Raw genomic sequence first — 25535 nt, 5'->3', positions numbered from 1 at the left:
TTATTGCCTTTTTTCCGCTGTCGGTGTATAATGATATCATCATCTTATACACACGGAGGCCAACTAAAATGAGCATGAAAGAACATGTTATGTTTGCATATAACACCATAAAGTATACATTCAGCAATTCCAGGATTACACCCTATGGCGGTCTGCTGATTCCAGGACAGATGTTAAAAGCTGTTGATTTTGACACGAAAATTGACAAATATTCTTCGCCATCCAAGGAATATAAGAACAGTGATGTACTAAAGGCCATGCTTATCGGTATACTCTGTGGGAACGCTGACTTCGAATCCATCCATGAAACCGATGATGACCCTGAGTTTTTCTGCAATGCTTTCCATATGCGCCATATCCCATCGGAGCCAACCATGCGGCAGCGTATGGACGAAATCGGCGCCAGTATGCAGGGTGCGCTGCGTCAGATCAATGTGGATCTGTTCAAAAAGTTTGGCGTGGAACCGTCTGCATTGGAAAATGGCTATATACCAATCGACATCGACGTGAGCCCTTTCCTTGATGAGAAATGCAATAAGGAAGGCATTTCGAGAACTTATAAAAAGAAGGATGGCTATGCGCCTATCTTCGCCTACATTGGGACAGAAGGATACCTTATTGCATGCGAACTACGGGAGGGAAAACAGCACTGCCAGAAAGGGACACCAAACTTTCTGGTCGAAGTATTAAAACTTGCCCGTCAGATTACGGACAAACCACTCTTGATTCGTCTCGACTCCGGAAACGATTCTGCGGATAATATCGGCATTTTCATGGAAGAGTGTTTCCGGGGGGACAGGGTGCATTTCATCATTAAGCGCAACATCCGCAAGGAGAATCCGCAGGAGTGGCTGGACAAAGTAGGCGGTGTATGCACAAATGTAAAGTCTTCACGGGAAGGGAAAAAGGAATACATTGGGCAGACATTCCGGGACGTATCTTATAATGTACCTGATGCCAGTTCAAAATCCGGCCATAGCAGGAAGACCGTTGGAATCCGAACCATTTACGATATAACAGAGCGTGCCTGTGACCATGATGGGCAGTACTATATCAGCCCTAAAATTGACTGTGATATGTACTCCGTCAATGTAGATTTTTCGGACGAAGACATCATAGAGCTTTACCATAAACATGGAGAAATGGAACAGTACCACAGTGAAATCAAGACGGACTTATGTGCAGAGCAGTTTCCATCTGGAAAGTTCGAAACAAACGAACTTGTCCTGGAACTGATCCAGCTGGCCTACAATCTCCTGCGGATGATTGGACAGGCATCACTTAGGATCAGCGATATCCCCATGAAAAGACCCGTAAACCGCCGGAGGCTACGCACGGTAGTTGAACGGATCATCATGACCCCCGGGGTTGTGACAAAGCATGCAAGGCAGGTGAGACTTGATCTGGGGCGGAGTAATCCCTGGAGGAACGCAGCTTCACAAATAAGCAGGATATTCCAAGCTGCAAAATAAACGAAAGATATCCTACATTTTCCTTGCCATTGGAATGGTTCAATGAGCCTTAGTTAAGGTATGGCAATTTTAGAGAAATTTTACCTAAGTGGCTGGATAGTAGTTTGATTCAAAGTGTATGATTATCGAAAACAATATTTTATTGGCATGAAATTGGTACAAAGAGTGCCTCATATTTCTTATTTACCGATTTCATTTTATTTTTAGGTTAGGTTCACGGATTCAGGTATAAGTTAACGAACATATGAAGTGAATGTTATGTACACCAAATCTCTTTATGTAGCTGTCAAATGCCTCACCTAAAGACGTACCTGCAAATCCTTCTGCCGGGATACCATGTTACTATGTAAGTGCTTTGGGGACATGGCTCCGGCTATGTGCTGCCCTGTAGGTATAGGCGTACCTATGGGGCTTTTCTGGTTACTTTCTCAAACGTAATCTATACCTCAGACGAATTTAGTCGTAGCTCCAAAAGAAGTAAGCCTTGGGTAATACTCTGATTTTCTTGCGTAGGGTGCGCGAAATTCGTCAGAGGCACAGGTTATGAAATTTTTCATATACTCCATATCCTTTAGACTCCGGGGCAGCTCTCCGAGTTTTCCGATCCAACTGGCAGTTGATTCTATAAGTTTGTCCTTGCTCCCATCTATCTGCACACCTTCTGCAAAATATATCTGCCCGATCACACAGCATTTCCGGAAAAATGTAGTCTTTCCTATCCCATGGGGACCTTTTAGGACTAAAACCCCGTCTGCACCGTATGAGCCGGAATTATTATATGCCATCGCCACACACTGGCACAGCCATTTTGTCATCATGACCTTATACAAGCCTTCGTCACCGCCCACCGTAAAGCATTCAAACAGCCTGTTGATCTCGCCTGCAACGCCGCCCCAGATCATATAATTCACTTCTAAATATCGTGCTGCAGCATGCATTCTGTTATCGTCTGCTATCTTTAACATCCATTCATGGATCTTTGCCGTGCTTACCCTCAAGCCATCGCGCACAAACTGATCCGCACAATGTACAAGAAGATTATTATATCCGTTAGGCGGCGTATTGAATTGTTTTATCTTCTCTTTATCTTCACACTGTACTTTAACTTCACGTAAAATCATATCGTAAGTAACACTAATCCCCTCATTCTCTAGTAATACCTTCAAGTTATCGCAGGTTGGAAGTACTTTTATACTCCCATTAGTTCCATACTGTACATCGGGATAAGGGGTTCTATCTTTAAATTTCGCTCTTGTGTTTTCCAAGTGTACCAGTTCATCCTGTGAAGCGAAATTTAGCATTTCTTTTGTACTTGGCAGTTGATGTGTGAATGTGTCCGGTTTTGCTTCTTCGTCCAGATACCCGAACTTGTGGAGCCTTACCAGGTCGAAGCTGTTGCATAGCCTCCCCTGTACTGGATCCGTAGCGTGATGACTGTATAGGAACTTCCCATCATCATACAGAACCGCACCGCTTACCGTGGAGCCCGCTGTATATGTGTATCTCCCAGATATGGACGTTTCTTCATATATACCAGGCAAAAACTTGTCCATAGCCGCCGGCACATCATACACCCGGCAGAATGCCCCTATAATACCTTTCTTTGTAGTCGGGTCTTCCTGTCTCCTCTGATTCCTTTCCAGACGTTCTATTTCTCCTGGTACTGACGGCCATTCTGACACATTATGCCAGTCTCCGTACATCCCTAGAATCCCGTCTGCAGATACAAATCCCTTATCGCTATAGGTAAATATGTATTCGCTGTCCCTGCAGCAACTCGACCAATACATAAGCCTGGATACGTCAAATGTGGTCGAATCACAGAACTCAATCCCGATCAGTGACGCAAGTTTCCGTGCTACTGGCTCAGATTCATCCGCTGTAAGATCCCGATCAGCCGGCAGGATAACCCGAAACCGTGGCGCCGCGCTCTCATGCTTGCGCGTGCTGTACACTACATAGGCACAGCCTAATCCCTCTACACGCTTCAAAATATCCTCCGTCTGCCCTGCAGGTATGTTATCCAAATCCAGTGTGACCAGACTCCGACTGATCACACTTTCGCTTTTACGCCTGCTGCCGTTTAATTGACCGCCAACAAATCCGCCAACATCCTTAAGTTCATCCTGTTGGCTCTTGGTAAGCCTCTTGTACTCTGCAAGAGTCTCTGTGGATCGTTGCGGGACACTAAGCCGTTGGACGAACTCAGACCAGTATAATTCTACAGATTTCCAGTTTATTGCCTTCCGGCTCTGCCCCATTGAAATGATTAGTTTCTTGTCATTCTGCATACTTTCTTTTTTTTGCCCTCCTTATACTGCTTTTATTCCATATACTCTTTCTTGGAAAAATACCCTGCTAACCTTGCCTTGAACGGTTATAAATCCGCTCTCTTTCAGCTCCTTATTAAGTTCCCGGATTATTCCATAACTTTTACTTTCTGAGACTCCCAATATCTCCGCTACCTCCTTCGCTCCTATGAATTGCCTTTCCACCTTCTGCCTCCTTTCAAATACATAATTTAATTATTGTTGTCAACATAAACTTGAATTTAATTATTGTTTATGGTACTATTTCAATAACATAATTATTGAAAGGGGTTTTATGCATTGGATAATAAAAAGATAGGTGAAAATATAAACACCTATAGAAAAGCTAAAAAGTTAACTCAGAAACAATTAGCCGATTTGATTGATAAGGCTGAAAGCTCCGTACAAAAATATGAAAAAGGTGAAACCGAGGTTCCTATAAGCGTTCTCGAAAAAATATCAACTGTCTTGGATATTCCTTTACAGTATTTACTCGATTGGACAAAACAAAAATTCATAAATAATGCATTAGGCGGAATAGATCAAGAATTTGAGCAATTAATAACTTCTCTGGGATATAAATTAATATACCGCCCAGAAGCAACTAACAATAAACCTATAACCCTTGTGGATACCACCGAGCACTCCATATCAATTACGCTGGAAGAGATAAAAGAATTATCACATTCTACAAAATCATATTTGAACTTTAAAATACACGAGCTTTTTCAAGCTCGTTCCTAAAAGGCGAAAACCCCCACGGGGGAAGATTCCCCTCAGCTCGATCGGCAGCGTGGGCCTGTCCAGAATGGCTACATCCAGGCATCCCCAGATTGGACAAGTTTGCCCCGATCGGAAGCACCCAAACCCATTTGGGCGTGGTCACTGAGGGCCATTTGTCCCCCCAGTCATTTGCGCCGGCGCAATTCGTACCACAGAACGAAAACCGCCCAAGTCCAAATTGGCTTCGACTCGTCCTGCAGGACAAATGCACATTGACAACATAATATACTTACCCGACTAGCTGAGGGACGTGCTCCCACCCTTTCCCGAGTCTGTAGAAAGGTGTGGTATTTTATGAGTACATATGAGGAATTCATGATCTTACTGACATTTGCGTCACTGGTTGTTGCAATTCTGAATCTGAAAAATAAAAAATAAGCCGTCCTGTACTCTGGCAAGTTCGGAAACGGCTTACTTTTTATGTAACTGTTGATTGATTCGCCGGGTCGGGTGAAGTGCACTCACCCTTCGGCTAGTCTGTTAAGTATATTATAGTCAATCTCTCCAAATATGTCAAATACTATCCTTTCATTTCAAAACCGCCACCACGCGCACAGATGAAAGGGAGATGATGGAATGCCAGTATATAAAGACAAAGAAAGAAATACTTATTACTGCCGGTTTTATTACACTGATTGGCAGGGACAGAAACGGCAGAAATGCAAACGCGGCTTTAAGCTGCAGCGTGAAGCGAAGGAGTGGGAACGGCTCTTCCTGGAACAATTCGCTAAGAATCCGGATATAACCTTTGAATCATTGTATGAGAAGTATAAGGAGTATATTACACCGAAGATCCGGGAGAGCACAGCACACACCAGATTCCACATGATGGATCGTCATATTCTTCCGTTCTTCAAAGACAGGGTAATCTCCGACATCTCGCCCGCGGACATATCCGCCTGGCAGATTGAAATGATGGGGAAGGGATTAAGTGATACTTATCTCAGAAGTGCAAACATTTATTTAAAAACCGTTTTTGCTTATGCGGTAGAATATTTAGGTCTGGAAAGGACCCCATGCAGGAAGCCGATCGGAAGCACCAAGCCCCAAGCCCCAAAATGTAGATTTCTGGACGCCGGAAGAATACTCCTTGTTCATTCATGAATGCCGGGATAATATAGAATATTATACCATATTCGAAATACTGTATTATACCGGGATGAGAGCCGGCGAACTTCTGGCACTGACTTTGAATGATATTGATTTTAAGAATAACCAGATTTCTATTAACAAGACTTTCTACCACCTAACCGGCAGGGATACCATTCAGCCTCCAAAGACCGCAAAAGGAGAACGCACCGTTAACATACCGGACTTCCTGACAGATGAGATAAAGGAATACATAAAACACCTGTATAAACCGGATCCGAACGACCGGTTATTCCCGAAGCAACTGAACTATATCCGGAGTGCGTTCAATATCCGGGTAAAGCGTTCCGGCGTCAAGAAGATCCGAATCCACGATCTCAGGCACTCCCATGCATCCACGCTGATCAACCTCGGCGCGAATCCAGTACTGGTTGCTGAAAGGCTCGGTCATGAGTCCCCTGATATCACGCTTAAGACTTATTCGCACCTCTTTCCTTCCTCCCAGGCGGAAATCGTGCAGAAGATAACCAAGGTCAATTGATATTAAAATGATATTAAAAAACTATGCAAACAGAAAAATGAGCACAACAAGGAATGGAAACACGCCGTTTCAAAGCACAAAATAATTAGAAATATGCTTAAAATACGGCAAAAGATACCTTTTAGATAACTATAACAACAGCGAGCCCCTTCATTCCGTAAGGAACAGAAGGGGTTTGTTGTTGCATGGAGATTTCTTTTATTTACAGAAATCTTTTTTTAGTGTATATTCTATACAAGAATCCCCATTCGGGCATCCCGTGATGCATGCCCTTCCTGGGGCGGGCGGACTGCCGTCCGATCATGTATACAGAAAGGAAATATACCATGTGGATTGCAGATAACTGGAAAGATTATGAGATCATAGATTGCAGCAAAGGTGAGAAATTAGAACGCTGGGGAGATTACATCCTGGTCCGCCCGGATCCCCAGGTTATATGGGATACGCCGCGGACCGACCGGGGCTGGACGCATAGGAACGGCCATTACCACCGAAGCAGGAAGGGGGGCGGCGATTGGGAGTTCTTCGACCTGCCCAAGCAGTGGCAGATTCATTACCGTGATCTGACATTCAACCTGAAGCCGTTCAGCTTCAAGCATACCGGCCTGTTCCCGGAACAGGCGGCGAACTGGGACTGGTTCTCTGAGAAGATCCGCCGGACCGGGCGTCCCGTCAAGGTGCTGAATCTGTTCGCCTATACGGGCGGCGCCACTTTGTCTGCAGCGGCTGCCGGAGCCAGTGTCACGCATGTGGACGCATCCAAGGGGATGGTCAACTGGGCGAAGGAGAATGCCGCGTCTTCCGGATTGGCGGATAAGCCTGTCCGGTGGCTGGTTGACGACTGTGTCAAGTTCGTAGAGCGGGAGATACGGAGAGGGAATCACTATGATGCCATTATCATGGACCCGCCGTCTTACGGAAGAGGGCCCAAGGGAGAGATCTGGAAGATAGAAGACGCGATTCATCCGCTGATCCGGCTGTGTGCGAAGCTTCTGTCAGACACACCGTTGTTCTTCCTGGTCAATTCTTATACGACAGGACTCGCACCGGCGGTGCTGACTTATATGCTGAGCGTTGAGCTTAAGGGATATAAAGGCAGCGTTGCCTCTCAGGAGATTGGGCTGCCTGTCGGCCGCACAGGATTATATCTCCCGTGCGGGGCTTCCGGGCGTTGGGAAGCCGTTATATAATCCGTTTTCAGATTCTTTCTGTAAAATTCATCATATACGCATCCAGTATCGTCCGGACCTCATCCATCTGCACCTGAGCCTGCGGATTGGAATACGGGATCCGGGCGATCAGCCGTGCCACATAATCATGTTCACGGATAATATCCCAGGATACCTTATAGTTAATGTCGAAGAAATAAGCCAGATAAGACAGCCAGTAATCCATCTTCGTTCTTCTTATGGAAGAGAGGATGGATTCTTTTCTGCAAAACTGAGCCATAACCTCCGGGCTGACGGAATCCTTGCCGACCTCTTCGGCAGAGACGCCCAGTATGGTTTCGATGGTGTCTTCAAGCTTCACCCGGCAGTTATCCAACTTGTCGGCATCCCGGATGATGCGGGCATGCATCAGGGTACGGCTGTCTGTGATGCCGGTCAGCCGGAAATCACTGTGCCTGGCGATTGCTGTCTGGATAATGCCGTCCCACGAATCCTTTCCTGCGAAGTTCCGGATCATTCCTTCTGAGAATAGAATCTGGACTCCAAAGCTCGCATGATCCATAGTATCTGGTTCGAAGCTGTCGAACCGTTTCAATTGTTCGAATCTGCCGATATCGTGCAGAAGACCGATCAATTGTGCCAGTTCCCGGTCTTCATCAGGAAGATTCAGCCGCTCGGCAATCTGCCGGCTGTATTCAGTCACACCATAGGTATGCACGATCTTCAGATGCACCTTGTCATCGTTCCGGTCATAGCCGTCCAGATAATGTTCAAATTCCGTTTTTGCATGTTGCAGGTCCATAAGATTCACTTCTTTCTTTGACTATTTTCGAACAGTTCAGTATAATGATATAGAAACAAACATGGGAGGTACCTTGTCTTGAATATGAATTTTAACCAAATTGCAATGATTCAGAAGCTAAAGGGGTGTATGGAGCATTTTCGTTTGAACCATCCCAAATTCCCGTTGTTCCTCAATGCGGTATCACAGGATGCACTCATGGAGGGTTCAGTTGTCGAGATCAACATAACGACTCCGGAGGGCAAGAATTATTGCTCCAACTTGAAGCTTAAGCAGGATGACCTGGAATTCATAGAATGCCTGAAGGCGTTCCGCCAGAGCTGATATTCGGTTATTCTACCCCGTTTTTTGCGCAGATGTCCTGTAAGCAGCAGCGGTCGCAGTACGGCTTCGTCCTGGCGGTGCAGATATCTCTTCCGTGGTAGACCAGGCGGTGGCAGAAGTCACTGCCTTCCTTGGGAGGGATGATCTTCCAGAGCGCCATCTCAACCTTCTTGGGTTCCTTGATGCCGTCTACCAGTCCCATGCGGTTGACCAGGCGGATGCAGTGCGTATCCGTTACGATAGCCGGTTCACCGAATACATCGCCCATGATCAGGTTCGCGCTCTTACGCCCCACGCCGGGAAGCTTCAGAAGTGCATTGAAGTCTTTGGGGATCTTGCCGTCATAGTCTTCTTTCAATATCTTCATGCACGCACTGATATCTCTTGCCTTACTCTTACCAAGCCCGCAGGGACGGACGATCTCTTCGATCTCTTCTACATCTGCCGCGGCCAGTGCGTCTACATCCGGGAATTTCTCATACAGACCTTCAACCACGACATTCACCCGGGCATCTGTACATTGGGCTGCCAACCGTACGCTGACCAGTAATTTCCATGCCTGATCATAATCCAGGGTACATCCGGCGTCCGGATATTCCTTTTTCAGGCGTTCGATAATCTCCAGGGCTAATTTCTCTTTTGTCATGTTTTCCTCCAGAATATAATAATACAAGCGTCAAAAAGTCATTTAAAATATACACTAAAATTGCTCTGCTGTAAACAGCATGTTGTTGCTCAATCCTGGGCCAATACACAACGAAACCCCTCCAGACCATACGGAATGAAGGGGCTCGCTGTTGTTATAGTTATCTAAAAGGAATGAGAGTAAAGTGCGGCACCGTCAGTATGATCCGGCGATGCGTTACTTTATTGAGGGGGAGATAGTGAGTGTTAATCAACTATCTGTGTTTTAGTATAAAAGAAAATTATGTCCAAAGTATGTTAAATCCATAAAAGAAAAAGAAAAATTCTTAAGAAGGACTTAAGAACTTAATAAGAAAACCTAAATCACTGGTACAGACTTTTGTCTCAAATGGGCGGTTAATATATCGAAAAACTCGCCGGATGGGGGCTTGGCGGCTAACGGTCTTAAAGCGATTTTTTGTAGTAAGGTCTTGTTGCCTCTATCCCAACATACCTTAATGACTGTTCGTATATCCCTTTCAACACTATAACTGGTGGTGCAGTAATGTTCTGCAATCTGAGGATATAACAACTTACTTACGGACAGGAGATAATCTTCATCTTTTAGGCATAATTGTATGCCGTAGGTCAAATAGCGGTATCCACGGTATGTAGCCCCAATACCGAGGGAACGTATCAAGTATTCAATCTGTCTTTCGTTCATTGCAATATCCTTCCGGACCTTATCTATTGAGAAACGACTACATGCTACATCTGTATTATAGCCGAAAAACACGGGCAGATTTGAAATGCAACATAATCCGTAATTTTTCGACATACTAAGACAAATTTCGACACCTTTATGAAAATACTTTCAAAATACCGCTTATTTGTGGCAAAATGTGTCAAATTGACATTTTCATAATATCTTAAGAAATTCCCTAAATGGCTCTTAAAAAATAGCTGATATTCTTGTATAGTATAAGGGAGGTGATGAACATGGCTAAGATATTAGTATGCGATGATGACAAAGAGATTGTAGAAGCGATAGACATTTATCTGTCTCAGGAAGGATATCAGGTTTTGAAAGCTTATGACGGCGAGGAGGCGCTAAAGGTGCTGAAGTCACAGAAGGTGGACCTTCTGGTGATAGATGTGATGATGCCTAAGCTTGACGGGATCCGGGCAACCCTTAAGATCCGGGAGGAGAATAATATGCCGATTATTATCCTGTCAGCCAAATCAGAGGACGCGGACAAGATACTTGGGCTTAATGTGGGGGCGGATGATTATGTCACGAAGCCGTTTAATCCGTTGGAACTGGTGGCAAGGGTGAAATCCCAGATGCGCAGATACACCCAGCTTGGAAGTACGGTGGATCACACCAACCAGGCGGTCTATGAAGCGGGAGGCCTGGCCATCAATGATGATCTGAAGGAAGTAACGGTTGACGGGGAGCCGGTGAAGCTGACTCCGATCGAGTATAATATCTTATTACTGTTAATGAAGAATCAGGGAAAAGTATTCTCTATCGACCAGATCTATGAGAATATCTGGAATGAAGACGCTATCGGCGTGGATAACACGGTGGCGGTGCATATCAGGCATATCCGCGAGAAGATAGAGATTAATCCTAAGGAGCCAAGATATCTCAAGGTGGTCTGGGGAGTCGGATATAAGATAGAGAAGCTTTAGAAGGGAGTATATATGAACCATCAATGGTATCGGTCAGCGCCCGTGAAGGGTATATTGGTTGCGGTGGCGCATCTTCTGGTGGTTGCCGTCGCGGCAGGAATCATGTGGATTATGTCGTACCCGATGCTTAAGAACGAAGTTTTGACTGGAAGGCCGGCCAGGAGATATGAAGACACGGTGAGCTTCGAGAGGGACTTAAGGAATATCAGCGGCAACGTGTTTGAGGGGATAAGATCTAAGAAACTGCTGGAGCCGGACGGTGTCTACGCATCCGAGAGAATCGTAGATATCCAGGAATTCCAGGAGAAATCACGGATATCCGATGAGAATATCAACGGTCTGGCGTATCCTCTTAAGAATTTGGAAGAGTGGGGCGATGAGTGGGGGAAGGACTGGATCAATTACGGCGATAATATGAGTGCGGACAGGGCAAAGCAGGATGACCATATCATCGTATGCAGACGGTCTGACAACAGCTACCATTACTATTATTATAGTGAGTTCAAGAAGCTGATCGACAGCGGAGAGCTCCGGTTTGTGATCGTGAATGATGAATCGGGAATTACGGAGGATGATATTCTTGCTGAGCTTCGGGAGGGAAGCTTCCGGAATAATGTGCCTGAGACGGCGTTCAAGGGACTGCAGGATACAGAAGGCAAGGTGGCCTATATTGACTGCTGGAGCTATGACGGATATTGGTTTAGGGAGATGTACCCGCCGCTTGGAGCCGGGAGCATCATGGAGATAGCCAATGACGAACCGGCATGGAACGGGCGGCTGAGCGACGCATACAGTATGCTTCGTGATGTGATCATCTGTCTCTATGATGAGATCGAGAAATATGAAAACATAGGAGGTATGTATCAGGAAGGCGATACGAATATGGCGTATCTGTATGTGGATAAGGATACCAAGCGGGTATTTACCAACCGTGACGCGTACAGAGACTATTCTCAGGCGGAGCAGAATATAGAGAAGATACGGCAATTGGGTAAATATGTGGTCGTTAGGCCGGAGCTTGAGGATTTTGATACGAATATTGAGGATATCAATGCGCTTAGCTGGCGCGACTCCGCCAAATATTCGATGCAGTATGCAGGAGAAACCCCGGAGTTCGTATTTGCCATCGGAGTGGATACGGAATATCCGATCAAGGACGGATTCTACTCGGAAGCCCGCATGTATGAGAAATATGGCTCGAATATCCGGCAGATCGCGGCGCTTGGAATTGTTATGACGCTTGCGCTGCTGGCGATAATGATCTGGCTGACGGTGATTGCGGGAAGAAACGATAAGGATGAGGAACTGCACCTGAATGTATTTGACAGATGGAAGACAGAGCTGGCGGCGTCGGCGGTGGTCGTATTATGGGCGGTTCCGATAGTAATCATAGGATTGAATACATCTATGATCGACGGGGTATCCGGTGCGTCTGTATGGATAGACGGCAGTTATACCGGCGGTGCAAAGCCGAGTGCGGTCATGTGGGCAGGGATCGCTGCTGCATACACCTGTGCGATGTTTTTAATCGGATATCTGAGTCTGGTGCGGAGGATCAAGGCGAAGACGCTGTGGGAGAACAGTATCTTAAGGAATATGCTGGCGTTTGCCGGACAATTATTATTCAATATGCATGCAGTCTGGAAGGCCGTTCTGATCTTCGGAGTCTTTGTGATGGTCCACTGGATGGGATTTGTAAGTGAACGGAATGTATTTGTGCTGTTTCTGATGCTGATGATGGAGCTGATCATCTTCATATATATGGTGAAGCAGGCGATCGGACGCCATCGGATCGACACCGGGGTTGAGAAGATCGCGGGAGGCGAGGTGGATTATAAGATTCCGACCGACGGCATGGGAGAGGAGCAGAGGAGTATTGCAGAGAAGATCAATTCCATCGGGCAGGGGCTGGATACGGCGCTGGCGGAGAGTATCAAGAGCGAACGCCTTAAGACGGACCTGATTACCAATGTATCCCACGATATCAAGACGCCGCTTACTTCTATTATTAATTATGTGAATCTGTTGAAGCAGGAGAATTTCGAGGATCCGAGACTTAAGCGGTATCTGGAGGTGCTGGACGCGAAGTCCCAGCGGCTCAAGACACTTACTGAGGATGTGGTAGAGGCGTCCAAAGTAAGCTCGGGAAATATCACGCTGGAATTCATGAATATCAACCTGGTGGAGATGATCCAGCAGACCAGCGGGGAATTCGAGGAGAAGTTCAAAGAGCGGAACCTGAAGGAGGTGATGTCGCTTCCGGACCATGAGGTGATCATCCGGGTGGACGGAAGGCGTCTGTGGAGAGTACTGGCAAATGTCTATAATAATGCGGCGAAATATGCGATGGAAGGGACCAGGATCTATGCAGATGTATATGTGTCCGGCAATACTGTGATATTCAGTCTTAAGAATGTGTCGGAGCAGCCGCTTAATATCTCGGCGGATGAACTGACCGAGCGGTTTATCCGGGGAGATATCTCACGGAGTACAGAAGGAAGCGGGCTTGGACTTTCGATTGCCAAGACGCTGACCGAGATGCAGGGCGGACGGTTCGAATTGTACCTGGACGGAGATTTGTTTCGGGTTACGATCACATTTCCGCTTGCGCTCCGGTAAAAAAAACATTACAATAGTAATGCTATGAGTGAATTAAGAGAATTATTACAAGATAATCTGAATATAGAATTCCGAGCGGCAGTGCTCAGCAATCCAAGGAAGAAAGACGGTCCGGCGAAGGTGAAGGTGCGCCCTCTGCTCGTGCGGCAGCAACTGATGTTTCAGATCGAGACATTTGAGAATCGTCAGGCATTCCACCGGAATGTGGATGCCGGAGAGGCGTGCGCCCTTCTGGAGGAGTATATGGAGAATATGCGCCAGATGCAGATGGAGACGACAGAATCGGTATTTACGGTGCTGGTGAGTAAGAAGGGCAGAGCGACGGTAAAGAGAAAGGCTCAGAAGGATAAGGGAAAGGAGACGGATATGAGCCATAACCGGAAGAAGAGATATATCCTTGAAGAAGGAATGCCGGTTCCGTTTCTTGAGGATTTGGGGGTCATGACGAAAGAGGGGAAGATCATCCGCTCCAAATTCGACAAATTTCGACAGATAAACCGTTTCCTGGAATTTATCGAGGATATCCTGCCGGAGCTTGAGCGTGACAGGGAGCTTACCATCCTGGATTTCGGATGCGGGAAGTCTTACTTGACATTTGCCATGTATTATTATCTGCATGAGCTTCGGGGATATGATATCCGGATCGTCGGACTGGATCTTAAGAAGGACGTGATCAGGCACTGCAGCGAGCTTGGAAGGAAGTACGGCTATGAGAAGCTTAGCTTCCAGGTGGGAAATATTGCAAATTATGCAGATACAGAACGGGTGGACATGGTAGTGACCCTCCATGCGTGTGATACGGCGACGGATCATGCTCTGGCTAAAGCGGTTTCCTGGAAAGCGAAGGTTATCCTGTCGGTGCCGTGCTGCCAGCACGAGCTGAACGGGCAGATAGAGAATGAGATATTGAAGCCGGTATTCAAATACGGACTGATCAAGGAGCGCATGGCCGCTCTTGTGACGGATGCCCTGCGCGCAGAGTATCTGGAAAGCGAAGGGTATACCGCGCAGATCCTGGAATTCATTGATATGGAGCATACTCCGAAGAATATCCTGATCCGTGCGGTGAGGACAGGAAGAACAGGAGAGAATCGGGAAGCGATCCGGCGGTGCGAAGAACTACTGCATGTATCGCCGACCTTGGGACGGCTGCTGTACTAGGGCAAGAAGGGGAGCGGTAGATGGATTGGAAGAGGAAGTTAAAGGATGCGGGAATTCTTGTCCTGATCTTTATGATTGCTGTCATAGGATTCAGTCTGTACACGAATAAAGGCAATGATAATGTGACGGCGGATATGGGATCGGCAACATTTCCGCAGATTTCATTTACATATAACGGATTTGTGATCAATAACCTTAGCGGTTACGCGAAAGAGATGAATATCCCCGCCATGCGCGATACGGTAACGCCGGTAACGGGTCAGAGGCTTGACGGTACGATAGAGGCCTATGATAACAAGATCGATGATGCCCGCTATATCATATATTCTCTGGACGGCAGGGAGAAGCTGAAGGAAGGCAAGCTTGACCGGCAGGGAGATGGCTTTGCGGTGGATCTTGAAGGTGTAGGGATAGCGGAAGAGAGAGTCCTGGAGCTGATCCTTAGTACGGGGAAGGACCGGTCTGTGCGTTTCTATACCAGAATTGCGGACGCGGCGAATGTAAGTATGGCGGAAAGCCTGGATTATATACGGAATTTCCACGAGAAGGCCATGGGGAAGGTAGAAGGCGCGGGCGTAGGCGTGGCGATCGAACCGGACGAGACGATGGATAATACAGATTTTCGGCATGTGACGATCAATTCAAATTATGACCATGTATCCTGGGGAGCGTTGGAGCCGATGGTTGAGAAGGGAGAGCGCTGGAATATCAAGGAGATCAGCGGTGATTCTGTCTCCGTGCAGTTAGAGTACCGCGTGCGGTGCAAGGGAGAGGAGAATGAATCGGATGTATACCAGGTTAAGGAGTTCTTCCGTGTGAATCATATCGCGGGGGCGCAGAAGACTTATCTGCTGGATTATGACCGGACGATGGAACAGATCTTCGACCCGTCAAAGCATGTGTTGAATGAACGGGGGATCGTGCTTGGAATCGTCCCGCAGAATGTGCCCTGCATGGTAAGCGGCGACGGGACGGCGGTGTCTTTCGTGGCGGCAAACGAGCTCTGGAACTATAACCGGGATGCGGACGAGATCTCGCAGGTGTTCAGCTTTGCAGATGTGGAGAACAGCGATGTGCGCAACATGGGTTCTGACTACAGTATCAAGCTGCTTAAGATAGATAAGAAGGGGAATACAATATTTGCCGTATGCGGGTATATGAGCCGGGGCGTCCATGAAGGTGAGGTCGGTGTTGCCGTCTATTATTATGATGCCGGGAAGAACTCTGTGGAGGAGAAGGTGTTTGTTTCCAGCAGCCGGTCTTATGGGAATGCGGTTCTTGAGCTTGGAAGAATGGTCTATTACAGTCTGGACAGGAATATGCTGTATGTGATGCTTGACGGGACGCTGTATGAATATGATGTGAAATGGGGCATCAGTGAACCTCTGGCGGAAGAACTTGAGAATACCCAGTATGTGATATCGGGGGACGGCAGTATGGCGGCCTGGCAGGACGGCGGTGAGCTGAATGCCGCGTCCCGGATCGTGATCTTGGATTTTGAGAGCGGAGACGAGCGGACGGTGGAATGCGGGGAAGGCGAATGCATCCGCCCTCTGGGATTTGTCAAGAAGGATTTTGTATACGGGATTGCCCGGACAGAGGATACGGGCAGGACTGTCTCTGGAGAGACGACGGTTCCGATGTACAAGATCGAGATCCTGAACAGTAAGAATCAGGTGGTTAAGACCTATCAGGTGGATGGGCTCTATGTACTGGACGCAGTATTTGACGATAACATGATCACACTGAACCGGGCAGTGAAGGAAGGAGATTCCTATACAGGGACGGCGCCGGATTACATCACGAATAATGAAGAGAAGGAAAAGAGTAATATCTATACGGAGGTCTATGTGACAGACCTGAAGGAGACGCAGGTAAGGCTGGCTTTTGAAGACGGGATCAGAGATAAGAGTCCCAAGATATTGAGGCCGAAGCAGATTGCCGCCAACAGCCCGAAGACGGCAAGCTTTGACGAGTCTTCTGATTCCGGCAGATTCTTTGTATATGGTTATGGTGAGCTTCGGGGTATCTTCGATAAGGCCGGCGAAGCGATCCGGAGCGCTAATGAGTACCGGGGTGTTGTCGTGGATGCCAATCAGACCTGCATCTGGGCGAGGGGAAGCAAGAGACAGCAGCATATGGTGGTAGGCAAGGAAGAGGCTATACGGTCTATGGAGGACAGGCTTAAGAAAAAGGACGCTCCGATCGATATTGTAAAGGAGCTGAATGACGGAAGGTATCTGGATCTGTCGGGATGTTCGGCAGGCGATCTGCTGTACCTGCTGGATCAGAATATCCCGGTTATCGGGATGCTGGACGCGCAGAATGCGGTGATCCTGATCGGATATTATGAGAACAGTGTAACTTATATCAACGTCGAGAGCGGGGAACAACTGGTTGCACCGGTGGAGATGATCGATCAGATGACGTCGGGGAGCGGAAATATATATATAGGGTAGGAAGCGCTTTGAGAGGGGGAAAACTATGGTTTTAAACAATTGTACCGTATGTTCGGTATATGTACCGGAGGATGGGGCTCTGAGACGAATTCGGGTAAAGTGCGCCGGGGACAGGATTACATTATTTTTGAAAAGGGAGAATGAACTGCCTGATTCGGAACGGATCAGGATAGATTTCTTCGACGGGCAGATCGGCTGCATCAAGACATACTGCGAGCTTATAGTCAGAAGGAATAATGATTCTTCTGCAGCAGAACCGTGGATTGCGGACTGTGAGATCCTGGATGTGGCTGAGATCATACAGGGACGGCGGAATCTGCGGGCTAAGATGGAGAGAGAGATTCCGATGAACTCGTTCAAACAGGGAGAGCTCAGCGGAGACATCCAGAATATCAGCACGGACGGGATATATTTTATCACCAGGACAAGATTGCGGTATGATGATACGGTTGAATTCTGCTATTCATTTGTTGAGAAGGAGTATCCGCTTAAGGCTGTTGTGCTGAGGGAAGAGGATTTCCGGGACGGGCGCTACGGCTATGGATGCCGGTTTTTGGAACTCCCCAAAGGAGCAGAAAGAGATATCCAGCAGTACATATTCAAGCGGGAGCATGGGCAGATATGGTAAGGATAAAGATAAAGAAGAGAGATTAATGTCTCTCTTCTTTCCATTCCAGAAAATCTCCGGTATTCGCGTCGATTTCGAATTCGTATTCTTTCTGATCGTATATGATGTCACCTTCGTATTTGTAATAGCCGTCATCATAATCCAGTTCGATCTTCAGATCTTGTTCGGTGGCTCCGGGAACCCGATCTAATGCCAGCTTCGATGCCTGCTCGGAACTGATCTGCACGTCTGCCTGGGGAACTGCCCCATGATTGGAGCTGTCATGGCTGTCTGATCTCTGCGGTTGAGGATCGTTGGATCCCTGCGGTTGAGGATCGTCTGATCCCTGCGGTTGCGAATCGTTGGATCCCTGCGGCTGCGGATCGGAAGATCCCTGCAATTCCTTGAAATCAGCGCTCAGGATGTCTCCGTTGGAAGCCAGGATCTCATATTCATATTCGGTAGTGTTCATAGTAAATTCTACTTCATAGATACCTTTTCCGTTATCCGTATCTTTGGAAATCCTAAGACGGGTGACATCCGACTCGGACAGGCTTGCATCCTCCAATGCAATGTCGGCGGCTTTGTCTTTCCCGATGTCTGCTATCCGTCCGCATCCTGCTAGGCTGCCGGCAATTGCTGCCAGGATCATTGCCGCCGCTGTATTCCGCTTCATGAGTTTGGCGCTGCATAATTTGTAAAATTTCATATGATAGATCACCTCTTATTCTTTCTGAATTTTTCTTTACATTCTATTATGTATATATGTAAATCATATATAGTATAACATTAAGAAGCAAAAAAATCAAAAATCAAATCTTGCTGGATATGGATTGGAATGATACAATAGCACTATCTTATTTTTCAGGAGGGAAGTACCATGAAAGTATTATTGATCAACGGAAGCCCGCATGCGCAGGGCAGTACCTATACCGCATTGCATGAGATGGAGAAGATATTTGCCGAGAATGATATTGAGACAGAGTTGATCCAGGTGGGCAATAGAGATATCAGGGGATGCGTTGCCTGCGGCGCGTGCGCCAAGACAGGGAAATGTGCGTTTGACGATCTGGTAAATGAGACCGCGAAGACCTTCGGGGAGTGCGATGGACTGGTAGTCGGAAGTCCGGTATATTATGCTTCTGCCAATGCGACCCTGATCGCATTCTTGGACAGGCTCTTTTACAGCACTCATTTTGATAAGACGATGAAGGTGGGAGCGAGTGTTGTTTCAGCGAGAAGAGGAGGTCTGTCCGCAACATTTGACGAGCTGAATAAGTATTTTACCATCAGCGGAATGCCGGTGGCGTCCGGCCAGTATTGGAACAGTATCCATGGCAATAACGCTGCGGAGGCTGCCGCGGACGGCGAGGGAATGCAGATTATGCGTACCCTGGCAAGGAATATGTCTTTCCTGATGAAGAGCATTGAGCTGGGAAAGAAGGAATACGGCCTGCCGAAGAAGGAAGAAAGAGTAGCGACGAACTTCATTCGGTAGATGAAGGAGCCTGAGTCTGGATAGAGAACATAGAAAGAAGGATAGTATATGAAGAAAAGGGTTGTGGTTGCGCTGGGACACCGCGCGCTTGGAACTACGCTGCCGGAGCAGAAGGTAGCGGTTAAGAAGACGGCCGGGGTAATCGCCGATTTGATCAAGGCGGAATACCAGGTGGCGATCACCCACAGTAATGCGCCGCAGGTGGGTATGATCCACACGGCGATGAATGAATTCGGCAAGACTCACCAGGACTATACGCCGGCGCCGATGTCGGTGTGCTCTGCTATGAGTCAGGGGTATATCGGATACGACCTGCAGAACGGTATCCGTGAAGAGCTGCTGGATCGGGGCATCTACCGGACAGTCAGTACGATACTGACACAGGTGATCGTGGACCCGTATGACGAAGCGTTCTATACGCCGACGAAGATCCTGGGACGTTATATGAATGTAGAAGAAGCGAATGAGGAGCGCAAGAAGGGCAATTATATCGTAGAAGAGCCCGGGAAGGGATACCGGAGGATCGTGTCTGCGCCGAATCCTGTCCGTATTGTGGAGATCGATGCGATCCGTGCGCTTCTGGATGCGGATCAGATCGTGGTCGCCTGCGGCGGCGGCGGAATCCCGGTGCTTGAACAGGATCATCATCTTCGGGGAGCAAGCGCGGTGATCGAGAAGGATCTGGCGGCAGGCCGGATGGCGGAAGAGATCAACGCAGATGAGCTGATCATCCTCACCAGTGTAGAGAAGGTGAAGATCAACATGGGCAGGCCGCAGGAAGAGGAGCTTGGCGAGATCAATCTTGGGCAGGCGAAGCAATATATGGAAGAGGGACATTTCGGGGAGTATAATATGCTTCCGAAGTTCAGCGCATCCGTATCCTTTATCGAGAAGGGCGAGGGCAGAAGCGCGCTGATCACATCGTTTGATAAGTTGAACGACGCGTTGAAGGGCAGGACGGGAACCTGGATCCGCTAGAGATTTTTTTGGGAATCGGATATTTAGCACCGGAATCATAGATTTGCCGGATCCGGCTGAATAGCTGCGGCATAAATGGGAATACTGCAAATGATTCTATAATGCAAGGAGGAAGAACCCATGAAAGCCAGAGTGAATGACGGATGTATCTCATGCGGAGCGTGCGTGGCCGCCTGCCCGGAAGTATTTCGGTTTAATGACGACGGTATTGCGGAGGCATACGCAGATGTGGCGCCTGAGTATGAGAGTACGGCGACAGAGGCGAGGGACGACTGTCCGGTCTCTGTAATTGATATCGAAGGGTAGGCATACCGCTCTTTTGAACAGGCTGTGCCTGGCACAAATAAGTGAAACCCGCGTATACTATGAGTAGATAGTATATGCGGGTTTTCTTGCATGTGTTTCTTTTAGAGAGAAAGGATGTTCCCTGAGAGTTTAGAACAGGAAAGTGTGGAGAGAATATGAGGTTGTGCGAGCTGGAGAATAAGGAGGTCATTAACGCCTGTGATTGTAAGAAGCTGGGATATGTGGTAGACCTGATCATTGATGAGTGCAGCGGATGCATTGAAGCAATGGTGATTCCCAAGGCTGGGAAGTTATGCGGATTTTTCTGCGACGGATCGGAGTATATCATACCCTACAAATGCATCAAGAAGATAGGGGCGGATATTATACTGGTGGAAATACATGAAGAGTAGATACGGGGGGAACGGGTATAGTTAAGCAAAACGTAGCGGTAATAGTGTGGATTTACTAGATAATTCTATCCGGTTTGGGGAAAGGTATATCATAAGACGGCGTTATATGTTATGATGCTTCCAAAGAGGAAAGGAGAAGACAATGCAGATAAAGGGGCTGTTCGGAATCACGCCGATCAATGAGCCGGTCACAGAACCGATGTGGAGTATCATGAATGTCACTAAGCGGTATCCGGCGGCGGATCCGGCGATGGCAGAGGGGACTGCGCCGAATACACTGGAATTCCTGAGGGGATTCTATACGGATGCGTATGAGCGGATTCGGAAGCATGCGGACAAGGCTTGTTATGTGGTATTTCATGATGCGTTCCAGCTTCACGCGTGGAAAGATTTCCTGACGCAGCCGAAGTTTGAAAATATTATTCTGGACACGCATCAATATCTGATGATGGCGGAGATGGACGGCTGTGAACAGAGCGTGGAGGGCTATAAGCAATATATTGAAGAGCATTATGCCAGGGAGATTGCCGAGGTACAGGAGTATGCGGACGTGATAGTCGGCGAGTGGTGCATGTTCAACAGCTATGCGGCCGGTGTGGATACCAAGGGCGGACAGTCGGCGTTAAACGGAATGGACTTCTCTGAGAATGCGGAGATATTTACCCCGGAAGAGAAGAAGAAGATCTACAGAGAGATCACGGGAGCCCAGCTTGACGCCTGGAGGAAGGGGAGCGGATACTTCTACTGGAGCTATAAGCTGCTCTTAGATACGGTCAATGAGCCGAACTGGATCGGCTGGGATGCCTAGGATCTGGGGAAATGTGTGGATCAGGGATGGTTTCCAGAAGTGTGAAGAGACCGTAAAAGATGCAAGAGGAGGAGAGATATGATAAAGAACCCGATATTGCCGGGATTTAACCCGGATCCGTGTATTTGCAGAAGGGGAGATGATTATTATCTTGCGGTGTCGACGTTCGAGTGGTTCCCGGGAATCCCGGTGTATCATTCGAAGGATCTGAAGAACTGGGAGCTCTATACTCATGTGTTAACTGATGATGAGGAAGTAGATCTAAAGAAGCTTCCAAGTGCAAAAGGAATCTGGGCACCGTGTCTGACTTACTGTGAGGAAGAAGATCTGTTCTATGTGGTGTATGGAGTAATGAACTCTATGAATGCCAGATATTTTGACGTGGATAATTATGTGATCACGGCGCGGGATATCCGCGGGCCGTGGAGCCGTCCGGTATACATACATTCCTCGGGGTTTGATGCGTCCATGTTCCATGACAGCGACGGCAGGAAATATGTGGTATCTCTGGAGTGGGAGACAAGGGAAGGCTATGAGAAGCCGGGGGCGATCTGCATGGTGGAGTATGACCCGGCAGCGCAGGCGATCGTCGGTTATCCGAAGAAGATGTGGCGGGGAGGTACGGACCGGGGATGTATCGAGGCCCCGCATCTGACGAAGAGGGACGGATATTATTACATCATGTGCGCTGAGGGCGGTACCGGTTATAATCATTGTGTTACCATGGGAAGGTCGGCACAGGTATGGGGGCCTTACGAGAAGGATCCGAAGAATCCGATCGTGACCAGTGTCCCGGGGGAATCCTATGAAAGGCACGATCCGGATCATTTAAAACCCAGATATTACAATCCAGAATCCATCCTTCAGAAGTCCGGGCACGGAAGCTATGTAGAATTGCCGAATAAGGAAGTATATCTGGTGCATCTTAGTGCAAGACCTTTTGTGCCGGAGCTTAGATGTACCTTGGGCCGGGAGACGGCGATTCAGAAGATGATGTGGACTGAGGACGGCTGGCTTCGCATGGCGGACGGAAGCAATCTTGCGAAAGCGGAAGTGCCGGAAACATCTCTGCCGGAAGTGCCTGTGTCTGAGATACCGGATTTTGATGATTTTGACGGAGAGGAACTTGGGAATTATTATTATGCCCCGCGTATGATGCCGCAGCGGTTTGCTGATGTATCGGCAAGGCCGGGATATGTGCGCATCCGCGGACAGGAATCCAGGACTTCTCTTAACAAGGTCAGCATCCTTGCAAGGAAGCTGACCAGTGTGTATGCCAGGATCACCGCTAAGATGGAATTCACGCCTGAGGTTCACCAGCACAGCGCCGGACTGATTCTCTACTATGACAATATGAACTATATCAATTTGCGGAAATATTACAGCGAGACGCTGGGACAGAGCGCGCTGTCTGTAATCTGTCTGGAGAACGGAGAAAAGACGGAATTCCTGAATACAAGGATCCCGGTGGAAGATAAGCCGGTCTATCTGCGGCTGTATATCGAAGGACGGAACTCTTGGTTCGAATGGAGCTATGACAACGAGAAGTATGAGAAGATCGGGCGCGTCTTCGATACCACCAAATTCTCGGACGAGTATTGCCGGTATGGGGAGTTCACGGGGACGATGGTAGGGCTCACATGCGCGGACCGTGTGAAGCATGAGCATTATGCGGATTTTGATTTCTTTGAGTATATTGCGGATGAGACAAGAGACGTGAATTAGAGGCTTTACACTGCCGATTCTTATTGGTATAATATTAGAAACGGTGTATCGGAAAGCGGGAGTAGCGGAAGTATGAAACAACAATTTGACAATCATGATGAGCGCATCAGATATTATGAATTGATGCTGGAACGGGATCTGGAGGGGATTTTGTATTTTCCGCTCCCGGAAGGTTACAGGTATGTATTCTATCAGGACGGTGACAGAGATCACTGGATCGATATTGAAAAGTCTGCGAAGGAATTTACATCTTATGAGCAGGGATTAGAGTCGTGGAACAAGTATTATGGAGGCAGGGAAAGTACTCTGACAAACCGGATGGTTTTTATAGAAGATGCAGAAGGCAGGAAGGCTGCGACTGCCACGGCATATTATGATGTGCGTAAGATCGACCGGTCAGGTGACGGATGGCTTCACTGGGTTGCGGTCAGAAGAGAATACCAGGGGCAGGGTCTGGCAAAGCCGTTGATCACACATGTCCTGGATATTATGCGCAAGCTTGGCTACACACACGCAAAGATTCCGACCCAGACCACCACATGGCTTGCATGTAAGATATATTTGGATCTTGGTTTTCGGCCGATTCCGCAAAATGCGGTTCACAGCCGGGACGGATGGAGGATTGTGAAGGCGCTGACGAACCATGCTGCGCTTGACATGTTTGACGCTGCAAAAGCCGACGAGATAATAAGAGATTAGACAATGCCAGAAGAAAGGAAACGATGCAAATGAAGTGTCCATATTGTAATCAGTTAGATACCCGGGTAATTGATTCCAGACCTGCGGAGGACGGCAATTCCATCCGCCGCCGCCGTTCCTGCGATGCGTGCGGCAAGAGGTTTACGACCTATGAGAAGGTGGAGACGATTCCGCTGATCATTATTAAGAAGGACAATAACCGTGAGCAGTATGACAGAGGGAAGATCGAGAACGGGATCTTGAGCGCCTGTTATAAGCGTCCTGTGCCTGCGGTGGATATCCAGCGCGTGATCGATAGGGTAGAGATGCGGATCTTTAGCTTAGAGGTCAAGGAAGTGCCAAGCAGCAGGGTTGGAGAGATCGTAATGGAAGAATTGAAGGAATTGGACGAGGTTGCGTATGTAAGATTTGCATCGGTGTACCGTGAGTTCAAGGATGTGAATACTTTTATGGACGAGTTGAAGAAGATCTTGAAGTAAGAAACTGTTAAAGAATTAATCTTTTGGCTGAATTGTTACCTTTTGGTAATATTTTGGTAATATATTTGTTAAAAAAAGATTTACGAAGCTATAGATGTAGTGATAGAATAGAGGGAAGGAGCAAAGATGAGTTGTTTGCTTCTTCCTTTTTAGATGTTATTTATCAGAAGATTTGACAGGATGGTTGATGCTATAGAGAAAATATAACGATTAGATTGGGTGAGATATATGAGAACTTACAAATTGACCATTACTTATGATGGCAGCAGATATCAGGGATGGCAGCGGCAGGTAACGACGGATAATACGATTCAGTTTATTATGGAATGGAGTATCGGGAAACTGGTAGGTTACCGTGTACATGTGGACGGTTCCGGCCGGACAGACGCCGGAGTCCACGCCCGCGGGCAGGTGGCGAGCGTGAAGCTCTCGAAGCTGTATGATCCGCAGGAATTCAGGGAATCCTTGAACCGCTATCTTCCTGAGGATATCCGGGTGGTGAAGGTGGAGCTTATGAGGAACAGCTTCCATGCCCGTAAGAGCGCTAAGGGTAAGAAATATGAGTATTATATCGACTGCCGGGAGAAGCCGGATGTATTTTCACGCAGATATTGTTATCATTATCCGGAGAAGCTTGATATCGAGGCAATGCGGAATGCAACGAGGTATCTGATCGGACCGAAGAATTTTATCAGCTTTACGGACGATAAGGACTGTAAGGATTCGGTCCGGCGTATTACCAATATCAAGATCGTAAGCAGCGGGGATAAGGTAAGGATCACCTATTACGGGACAGGCTTCCTATACCATATGGTGCGTATTCTCACGGGGACCCTGCTGGAGATCGGAACCGGCAAGAGAGAAGCTTCGAAGCTTCCGGTCGTGATCGCAGCGGAGGATCGGAGTCTTGCAGGATTCCTTGCACCGGCAAGGGGGCTGTTTTTGAGGAAAGTATATTATTAGTACAGCATTGTGCAATTAACAGTGAATTCTGTA

At 47.6% G+C, this 25535-nt stretch carries 27 protein-coding genes; 21 read left to right on the top strand and 6 right to left on the bottom strand.

Going from position 1 to position 25535, the window contains the following annotated elements:
* The first annotated feature begins 89 nt into the window (after positions 1-89).
* On the top strand, positions 90-1472 hold the full coding sequence (locus VSQ62_RS26445) for an IS1380 family transposase (protein ID WP_120397169.1): 1383 nt from the start codon (positions 90-92) through the stop codon (positions 1470-1472).
* A gap of 446 nt (positions 1473-1918) precedes the next feature.
* Here the strand turns inward: VSQ62_RS26445 and VSQ62_RS26440 are convergent, their stop codons facing one another.
* Positions 1919-3763 carry a VapE domain-containing protein gene (locus tag VSQ62_RS26440; protein WP_334638040.1) on the bottom strand — a complete coding sequence of 615 codons (1845 nt, stop codon included), beginning with the start codon at positions 3761-3763 and terminating at the stop codon, positions 1919-1921.
* Positions 3764-3784: 21 nt separating this feature from the next.
* Positions 3785-3967, bottom strand: coding sequence for a DNA-binding protein (locus VSQ62_RS26435; protein WP_334638039.1), 183 nt, complete (start codon positions 3965-3967; stop codon positions 3785-3787).
* Positions 3968-4081: 114 nt separating this feature from the next.
* Here VSQ62_RS26435 and VSQ62_RS26430 point away from each other — a divergent pair, with 114 nt between their 5' ends.
* The 5 genes from VSQ62_RS26430 (at position 4082) to VSQ62_RS26415 (ending at position 7384) form a co-directional block, all read left to right on the top strand.
* Complete coding sequence (locus VSQ62_RS26430) at positions 4082-4525, top strand: helix-turn-helix domain-containing protein (protein WP_334638038.1); 444 nt, start codon at positions 4082-4084, stop codon at positions 4523-4525.
* 333 nt (positions 4526-4858) lie between these two features.
* Positions 4859-4942: a putative holin-like toxin gene (locus tag VSQ62_RS32545; protein ID WP_022746012.1), complete on the top strand. Its 84-nt coding sequence runs from the start codon at positions 4859-4861 to the stop codon at positions 4940-4942.
* A gap of 198 nt (positions 4943-5140) precedes the next feature.
* Positions 5141-5668: an Arm DNA-binding domain-containing protein gene (locus VSQ62_RS26425; protein WP_334638037.1), complete on the top strand. Its 528-nt coding sequence runs from the start codon at positions 5141-5143 to the stop codon at positions 5666-5668.
* Complete coding sequence (locus tag VSQ62_RS26420; RefSeq protein ID WP_334638036.1) at positions 5655-6194, top strand: site-specific integrase; 540 nt, start codon at positions 5655-5657, stop codon at positions 6192-6194. Before VSQ62_RS26425 ends, VSQ62_RS26420 begins: the two co-directional genes overlap by 14 nt.
* Before the next feature lie 326 nt (positions 6195-6520).
* Positions 6521-7384: a class I SAM-dependent methyltransferase gene (locus VSQ62_RS26415; protein ID WP_334638035.1), complete on the top strand. Its 864-nt coding sequence runs from the start codon at positions 6521-6523 to the stop codon at positions 7382-7384.
* 7 nt (positions 7385-7391) lie between these two features.
* Here the strand turns inward: VSQ62_RS26415 and VSQ62_RS26410 are convergent, their stop codons facing one another.
* Positions 7392-8165 (bottom strand): HD domain-containing protein, encoded by a 774-nt coding sequence (locus tag VSQ62_RS26410; protein ID WP_334638034.1) that lies wholly within the window; start codon positions 8163-8165, stop codon positions 7392-7394.
* 84 nt (positions 8166-8249) lie between these two features.
* On the opposite strand from VSQ62_RS26410, the gene VSQ62_RS26405 reads away from it, so the two are divergent.
* Positions 8250-8489 carry a hypothetical protein gene (locus tag VSQ62_RS26405; protein WP_334638522.1) on the top strand — a complete coding sequence of 80 codons (240 nt, stop codon included), beginning with the start codon at positions 8250-8252 and terminating at the stop codon, positions 8487-8489.
* A 7-nt stretch (positions 8490-8496) separates the two neighbouring features.
* On the opposite strand, the gene VSQ62_RS26400 is transcribed toward VSQ62_RS26405, so the two are convergent.
* The gene (locus tag VSQ62_RS26400) at positions 8497-9135 is read right to left on the bottom strand and encodes an endonuclease III domain-containing protein (RefSeq protein WP_334638033.1); all 639 of its coding nucleotides are present in this window, start codon (positions 9133-9135) and stop codon (positions 8497-8499) included.
* A gap of 357 nt (positions 9136-9492) precedes the next feature.
* Positions 9493-9837, bottom strand: a complete 345-nt coding sequence (locus tag VSQ62_RS26395; RefSeq protein ID WP_334638032.1) for a sporulation initiation factor Spo0A C-terminal domain-containing protein — start codon at positions 9835-9837, stop codon at positions 9493-9495.
* 269 nt (positions 9838-10106) lie between these two features.
* Between VSQ62_RS26395 and VSQ62_RS26390 the strand changes: the two genes are divergently transcribed.
* Genes VSQ62_RS26390 through VSQ62_RS26370 form a run of 5 tightly spaced genes read left to right on the top strand, consistent with a single transcriptional unit; the run spans position 10107 to position 17675 of the window.
* A complete protein-coding gene (locus VSQ62_RS26390) occupies positions 10107-10808 on the top strand; it encodes a response regulator transcription factor (protein WP_502957844.1) in 702 nt (233 codons plus the stop codon).
* Between the two features lie 12 nt (positions 10809-10820).
* Entirely contained in the window at positions 10821-13427 is a 2607-nt protein-coding gene (locus VSQ62_RS26385) for a sensor histidine kinase (RefSeq protein ID WP_334638030.1), read from the top strand.
* 24 nt (positions 13428-13451) lie between these two features.
* Positions 13452-14588: a class I SAM-dependent methyltransferase gene (locus VSQ62_RS26380; RefSeq protein WP_334638029.1), complete on the top strand. Its 1137-nt coding sequence runs from the start codon at positions 13452-13454 to the stop codon at positions 14586-14588.
* A 20-nt stretch (positions 14589-14608) separates the two neighbouring features.
* Complete coding sequence (locus tag VSQ62_RS26375; protein ID WP_334638028.1) at positions 14609-17047, top strand: hypothetical protein; 2439 nt, start codon at positions 14609-14611, stop codon at positions 17045-17047.
* 25 nt (positions 17048-17072) lie between these two features.
* Complete coding sequence (locus tag VSQ62_RS26370) at positions 17073-17675, top strand: PilZ domain-containing protein (protein WP_334638027.1); 603 nt, start codon at positions 17073-17075, stop codon at positions 17673-17675.
* Positions 17676-17697: 22 nt separating this feature from the next.
* Here the strand turns inward: VSQ62_RS26370 and VSQ62_RS26365 are convergent, their stop codons facing one another.
* Positions 17698-18363 carry a PepSY domain-containing protein gene (locus tag VSQ62_RS26365; protein ID WP_334638026.1) on the bottom strand — a complete coding sequence of 222 codons (666 nt, stop codon included), beginning with the start codon at positions 18361-18363 and terminating at the stop codon, positions 17698-17700.
* Between the two features lie 171 nt (positions 18364-18534).
* On the opposite strand from VSQ62_RS26365, the gene VSQ62_RS26360 reads away from it, so the two are divergent.
* The 9 genes from VSQ62_RS26360 to truA all read left to right on the top strand — a co-directional run bounded on the left by VSQ62_RS26360 (position 18535) and on the right by truA (position 25502).
* On the top strand, positions 18535-19152 hold the full coding sequence (locus VSQ62_RS26360) for a flavodoxin family protein (protein ID WP_334638025.1): 618 nt from the start codon (positions 18535-18537) through the stop codon (positions 19150-19152).
* A gap of 48 nt (positions 19153-19200) precedes the next feature.
* Positions 19201-20130, top strand: a complete 930-nt coding sequence (gene arcC, locus VSQ62_RS26355) for a carbamate kinase (RefSeq protein WP_334638024.1) — start codon at positions 19201-19203, stop codon at positions 20128-20130.
* 120 nt (positions 20131-20250) lie between these two features.
* Positions 20251-20436: a ferredoxin gene (locus tag VSQ62_RS26350; protein WP_334638023.1), complete on the top strand. Its 186-nt coding sequence runs from the start codon at positions 20251-20253 to the stop codon at positions 20434-20436.
* A gap of 155 nt (positions 20437-20591) precedes the next feature.
* Positions 20592-20828, top strand: coding sequence for a PRC-barrel domain-containing protein (locus tag VSQ62_RS26345; RefSeq protein ID WP_334638022.1), 237 nt, complete (start codon positions 20592-20594; stop codon positions 20826-20828).
* 142 nt (positions 20829-20970) lie between these two features.
* Positions 20971-21636, top strand: a complete 666-nt coding sequence (locus tag VSQ62_RS26340) for a hypothetical protein (RefSeq protein ID WP_334638021.1) — start codon at positions 20971-20973, stop codon at positions 21634-21636.
* Between the two features lie 78 nt (positions 21637-21714).
* Positions 21715-23361: a glycoside hydrolase family 43 protein gene (locus VSQ62_RS26335; RefSeq protein WP_334638020.1), complete on the top strand. Its 1647-nt coding sequence runs from the start codon at positions 21715-21717 to the stop codon at positions 23359-23361.
* A 72-nt stretch (positions 23362-23433) separates the two neighbouring features.
* On the top strand, positions 23434-24060 hold the full coding sequence (locus VSQ62_RS26330; protein ID WP_334638019.1) for a GNAT family N-acetyltransferase: 627 nt from the start codon (positions 23434-23436) through the stop codon (positions 24058-24060).
* Between the two features lie 29 nt (positions 24061-24089).
* Positions 24090-24539 (top strand): transcriptional regulator NrdR, encoded by a 450-nt coding sequence (nrdR, locus tag VSQ62_RS26325; protein WP_334638018.1) that lies wholly within the window; start codon positions 24090-24092, stop codon positions 24537-24539.
* 228 nt (positions 24540-24767) lie between these two features.
* The gene (truA, locus tag VSQ62_RS26320; RefSeq protein ID WP_334638017.1) at positions 24768-25502 is read left to right on the top strand and encodes a tRNA pseudouridine(38-40) synthase TruA; all 735 of its coding nucleotides are present in this window, start codon (positions 24768-24770) and stop codon (positions 25500-25502) included.
* Positions 25503-25535: the final 33 nt, after the last annotated feature.

The sequence above is a fragment of the Sporofaciens sp. JLR.KK001 genome, from assembly GCF_036941055.1.
Lineage (GTDB): Bacteria > Bacillota > Clostridia > Lachnospirales > Lachnospiraceae > Sporofaciens.
This window is presented reverse-complemented; position numbering and strand designations above follow the sequence as displayed.

Bases quoted from the DNA above. Each gene is read 5' to 3' on its own strand.
- VSQ62_RS26445 (WP_120397169.1), top strand. From the start codon at position 90: ATGTTTGCATATAACACCATAAAGTATACATTCAGCAATTCCAGGATT.
- VSQ62_RS26440 (WP_334638040.1), bottom strand. From the start codon at position 3,763: ATGCAGAATGACAAGAAACTAATCATTTCAATGGGGCAGAGCCGGAAG.
- VSQ62_RS32545 (WP_022746012.1), top strand. From the start codon at position 4,859: ATGAGTACATATGAGGAATTCATGATCTTACTGACATTTGCGTCACTG.
- VSQ62_RS26425 (WP_334638037.1), top strand. From the start codon at position 5,141: ATGCCAGTATATAAAGACAAAGAAAGAAATACTTATTACTGCCGGTTT.
- VSQ62_RS26415 (WP_334638035.1), top strand. From the start codon at position 6,521: ATGTGGATTGCAGATAACTGGAAAGATTATGAGATCATAGATTGCAGC.
- VSQ62_RS26410 (WP_334638034.1), bottom strand. From the start codon at position 8,165: ATGGACCTGCAACATGCAAAAACGGAATTTGAACATTATCTGGACGGC.
- VSQ62_RS26405 (WP_334638522.1), top strand. From the start codon at position 8,250: ATGAATTTTAACCAAATTGCAATGATTCAGAAGCTAAAGGGGTGTATG.
- VSQ62_RS26400 (WP_334638033.1), bottom strand. From the start codon at position 9,135: ATGACAAAAGAGAAATTAGCCCTGGAGATTATCGAACGCCTGAAAAAG.
- VSQ62_RS26395 (WP_334638032.1), bottom strand. From the start codon at position 9,837: ATGAACGAAAGACAGATTGAATACTTGATACGTTCCCTCGGTATTGGG.
- VSQ62_RS26390 (WP_502957844.1), top strand. From the start codon at position 10,107: ATGAACATGGCTAAGATATTAGTATGCGATGATGACAAAGAGATTGTA.
- VSQ62_RS26385 (WP_334638030.1), top strand. From the start codon at position 10,821: ATGAACCATCAATGGTATCGGTCAGCGCCCGTGAAGGGTATATTGGTT.
- VSQ62_RS26380 (WP_334638029.1), top strand. From the start codon at position 13,452: ATGAGTGAATTAAGAGAATTATTACAAGATAATCTGAATATAGAATTC.
- VSQ62_RS26375 (WP_334638028.1), top strand. From the start codon at position 14,609: ATGGATTGGAAGAGGAAGTTAAAGGATGCGGGAATTCTTGTCCTGATC.
- VSQ62_RS26370 (WP_334638027.1), top strand. From the start codon at position 17,073: ATGGTTTTAAACAATTGTACCGTATGTTCGGTATATGTACCGGAGGAT.
- VSQ62_RS26365 (WP_334638026.1), bottom strand. From the start codon at position 18,363: ATGAAATTTTACAAATTATGCAGCGCCAAACTCATGAAGCGGAATACA.
- VSQ62_RS26360 (WP_334638025.1), top strand. From the start codon at position 18,535: ATGAAAGTATTATTGATCAACGGAAGCCCGCATGCGCAGGGCAGTACC.
- arcC (WP_334638024.1), top strand. From the start codon at position 19,201: ATGAAGAAAAGGGTTGTGGTTGCGCTGGGACACCGCGCGCTTGGAACT.
- VSQ62_RS26350 (WP_334638023.1), top strand. From the start codon at position 20,251: ATGAAAGCCAGAGTGAATGACGGATGTATCTCATGCGGAGCGTGCGTG.
- VSQ62_RS26345 (WP_334638022.1), top strand. From the start codon at position 20,592: ATGAGGTTGTGCGAGCTGGAGAATAAGGAGGTCATTAACGCCTGTGAT.
- VSQ62_RS26340 (WP_334638021.1), top strand. From the start codon at position 20,971: ATGCAGATAAAGGGGCTGTTCGGAATCACGCCGATCAATGAGCCGGTC.
- VSQ62_RS26335 (WP_334638020.1), top strand. From the start codon at position 21,715: ATGATAAAGAACCCGATATTGCCGGGATTTAACCCGGATCCGTGTATT.
- VSQ62_RS26330 (WP_334638019.1), top strand. From the start codon at position 23,434: ATGAAACAACAATTTGACAATCATGATGAGCGCATCAGATATTATGAA.
- nrdR (WP_334638018.1), top strand. From the start codon at position 24,090: ATGAAGTGTCCATATTGTAATCAGTTAGATACCCGGGTAATTGATTCC.
- truA (WP_334638017.1), top strand. From the start codon at position 24,768: ATGAGAACTTACAAATTGACCATTACTTATGATGGCAGCAGATATCAG.